Below are 3,174 nucleotides of genomic sequence, written 5' to 3' on the forward strand. Positions count from 1 at the left end.
CTACAGGATGCCTCTTTTTCGGATCTGGATGGGTTTTTGCAAATCGTGTTTTTCACCCTCGAGGGCTGGACCTTCCTCACCATAGGCACCTGTGCCGGGGCCCTTTTTTCGGCGCTTCTGTTTTCGGTGACAGTTATTTCCATGCCGATGTTGCTGGACCGCGAGGTTGATTTTATCACCGCCATGCTGACCTCGATCCGGGTGGTGACGCAGAACCCGGGCGTCATGCTCAGTTGGGCGGCGATTGTCTCGCTCTCCATGCTGGTCTCGCTGGTGCCAGGGTTTCTGGGGTTGATCTTTACCCTGCCAATCCTGGGCCATACCACCTGGCATCTGTACCAGCGCGCGGTCGCGGCTGCGCAGGCGTGACTCTGCCTCGAGAGGCTTTAGGGAAATGGCTGACCATGAGAAGGTGCAAAGCGCTTTCCTGCGGGGAAGGTCAGGCGCGGCCCGGCCCTTCAGCTGGGCCCGGCTTGATCAGCAAATTGTTTCAGGCGTTCTGGACGATGCTGTGCGTCAAGAACGCACCACTTAAAACAAAAAGGCCCCGGCAGAGCGCTGCGCGGGGCCTATGTTATGGGTTTGATGCGAGCTTAGACGCCGCCTGAGTAAAGCGACTCGTAGATCGGGATCAGGGTCTTGTCCTCAAACAATGAGGATACCGAAGTGCCGTGCCAGATATTCAGGATCGCTTGGGTGAACAACGGTGCTGTGGGCAGGATGCGGATATTGGGTGTGTTCAGGATCTCTTCGGTGGGCTGAATGGAATCAGTCAGCACCAGTGATTTCATCACCGAGTTGGAGACGCGCTCAACGGCAGGGCCGCTCATGACGCCGTGGGTGATATAGGCGTGGACTTCCTTGGCACCGTTGTCGAGCAGCACCTGGGCCGCCTTGCACAGTGTGCCGGCGGTGTCGCACATGTCATCCACTATGAGGCAGATCTTGTCGCTGACATCGCCAATGACGGTCATCTCGGCAATCTCGCCGGGCTTTTCGCGGCGTTTGTCTACGATTGACAGGGGCGCGTTGATGCGTTTGGCCAGTTCCCGCGCGCGGGCAACGCCGCCCACGTCCGGAGAGACCACCATCAGATCGCTCATCTGGTCTTTGAACTGGTTTTTCACATCCAGCGCAAAGATCGGCGAGGCGTAGAGATTGTCCACCGGAATATCAAAGAAGCCCTGGATCTGTGCAGCATGCAGATCCATGGTCAAAACCCGCTCGATGCCGGCCCCGGTGAGCATATTGGCCACCAGTTTTGACGAGATCGGCGTGCGCGCCTTGGTACGGCGGTCCTGCCGGGCGTAGCCAAAATAGGGGATCACCGCGGTGATCCGTTGCGCAGAGGAGCGGCGCAGCGCATCTGAGATGATCAGCAGCTCCATCAGGTTGTCATTGGCCGGATTGGAGGTCGGCTGAATGATGAACATATCTTCGCCACGCACGTTCTCGTAGACCTCAACAAAGATCTCGCCGTCGTTGAAGCGTTCGACGCGGGCATCAACCAGTCCTTGGTCGACACCGCGATGCATGCTCATCCGGCGGGCAATAGAGTTGGCAAGCGGGAGGTTTGCGTTCCCAGCGATAAGCTTGGGTTCGTTCAAAGTCGGCATTGGCTGATATCCCCTTCAGCAATGGCTATGTGACAGATTCGTGATATTGCTCATCGCTTAACATGTGCGTAGCTTCCAGCCTAGTTCTAAGCGGGAGAAAACCACCATGGCCACCATCGATTTTTACTTCTCGACCCTGTCGCCCTATGCATACTTGGCTGGGACCCGGCTGGAGGCTGCTGCGGCGCGACAGAATGCCCAGATCAATTACAAGCCGCTGGACATCATGGCACTGTTTGGCAGCACCGGTGGCACCCCGCCGAAAGACCGCCATGTCTCGCGTCAGGAGTACCGGGTGATCGAAATGCAGCGCCAGGCCAAGAAGAACGGGCTAGCGATCAACCTAAAGCCGGCCCATTGGCCGACCAATGCAGCGCCTTCGTCCTATGCCATTATCGCGGCGCAATCGGCAGGGGGAGGCGATATGGGGGCGCTGGTGCATGGGCTGCTAAAGGCAGTTTGGGCCGAAGAGCGTGATATTGCCGAGGATGAGGTGATCAAATCCTGTCTCACAAGCGCCGGCTTTGACGCCGCGCTGGCGGATAGCGGGCTCCTGGCCGGCGCAGAGAGATATGCGCAAAACCTAGAGGATGCCGTAAAGGCCGGTGTGTTTGGCGCGCCGTTCTATGTCACAGAAGACGGCGCGCGGTTCTGGGGGCAGGATCGGATCGAGGATCTTGAACAGCACCTTGCTGGTTGAGTGATCGAAAGAGTCAGAGATGAAGGATAGCAGTTTGAGCGAGATATTTTCCCGCAATTTTGGCGCGGGACCTCGCCGGGTTCTGGCGGTGCATTGTTCGCTGGCCCATTCCGGGGCCTGGCGTGGCTTGGCCTCAGAGCTCACAGAGGAGATCACCCTCACTGGGTTTGACATGTATGCCCATGGGCGCAGTCCGGACTGGAATGGTGACGGGGATTTCCAGACGGCCAATGTGGAGGCCGGGCTGGCGCTGCTGGAGGCCGAAGCGAGCCCGGTTGATCTGATTGGCCATTCCTTTGGCGCCACTGTGGCCCTGCGCATGGCGCAGGCGCGACCCGGTCTGGTCAGAAGCCTGACCCTGATTGAGCCGGTGTTGTTTGCTGTGACCCGTTTGGAGGCGCCGGAGCTTCAGGCCGTACTGGAAGCCGAAGAGGCGCCGTTTAATGATCTGTTGCGGGCAGGCGAGGTGGAGCAGGCAACGCGTCTTTTCAATCGCATGTGGGGCACGGGAAAACCAAAATGGGCGCAGATGCCTGAAGCGGCCCGCAGCGCAATGGTGCGCGGCATGAAGGCGGTGCCCAAGAGCTTTGGGGCGCTCTACCTGGACGATAAGGGGCTGTTGCAGCCGGGCGCGCTGGATGCTGTGGCCCTGCCGGTTCTTTTGTTGAGCGGCGGTGAGAGCCAGCCGGTGATGGCACTGATCAACCAAGGCCTGGCACGGCGCTTGCCGCAGGCCCGCTGTGATGTGGTTTCAGGTGCGGGGCATATGTTGCCGATCACCCATGCCAAGGAGGTGGCGGATCTGCTGCGTCAGTTTTGGTCTGCGGATTAGGTAGAAGGGTTGGAAGGGTGGGGGGG

At 59.2% G+C, this 3,174-nt stretch carries 4 protein-coding genes; 3 read left to right on the plus strand and 1 reads right to left on the minus strand.

The genetic code is table 11. The annotated features are described in order from the left end of the window. A partial coding sequence (locus ABJP42_RS03230) for a DUF2189 domain-containing protein (protein ID WP_348338451.1) occupies positions 1 to 369 on the plus strand: 369 nt, incomplete at its 5' end. A 224-nt stretch (positions 370 to 593) separates the two neighbouring features. Here ABJP42_RS03230 and ABJP42_RS03235 read toward each other — a convergent pair. After that, positions 594 to 1,616, minus strand: a complete 1,023-nt coding sequence (locus tag ABJP42_RS03235; RefSeq protein WP_348338452.1) for a ribose-phosphate pyrophosphokinase — start codon at positions 1,614 to 1,616, stop codon at positions 594 to 596. Positions 1,617 to 1,722: 106 nt separating this feature from the next. On the opposite strand from ABJP42_RS03235, the gene ABJP42_RS03240 reads away from it, so the two are divergent. Both ABJP42_RS03240 and ABJP42_RS03245 read left to right on the plus strand, forming a co-directional pair. After that, the gene (locus ABJP42_RS03240) at positions 1,723 to 2,316 is read left to right on the plus strand and encodes a 2-hydroxychromene-2-carboxylate isomerase (protein WP_348338453.1); all 594 of its coding nucleotides are present in this window, start codon (positions 1,723 to 1,725) and stop codon (positions 2,314 to 2,316) included. Positions 2,317 to 2,335: 19 nt separating this feature from the next. Next, positions 2,336 to 3,148, plus strand: a complete 813-nt coding sequence (locus tag ABJP42_RS03245; RefSeq protein ID WP_348338454.1) for an alpha/beta fold hydrolase — start codon at positions 2,336 to 2,338, stop codon at positions 3,146 to 3,148. The last annotated feature ends 26 nt before the right edge of the window (positions 3,149 to 3,174 follow it).

Origin of the sequence: Pseudophaeobacter sp., from assembly GCF_039971195.1 — a bacterium.
GTDB lineage: Bacteria > Pseudomonadota > Alphaproteobacteria > Rhodobacterales > Rhodobacteraceae > Pseudophaeobacter.

Coding starts and splice junctions, on each gene's coding strand:
- ABJP42_RS03235 (WP_348338452.1), bottom strand. CDS start 1,616: ATGCCGACTTTGAACGAACCCAAGCTTATCGCTGGGAACGCAAACCTC.
- ABJP42_RS03240 (WP_348338453.1), top strand. CDS start 1,723: ATGGCCACCATCGATTTTTACTTCTCGACCCTGTCGCCCTATGCATAC.
- ABJP42_RS03245 (WP_348338454.1), top strand. CDS start 2,336: ATGAAGGATAGCAGTTTGAGCGAGATATTTTCCCGCAATTTTGGCGCG.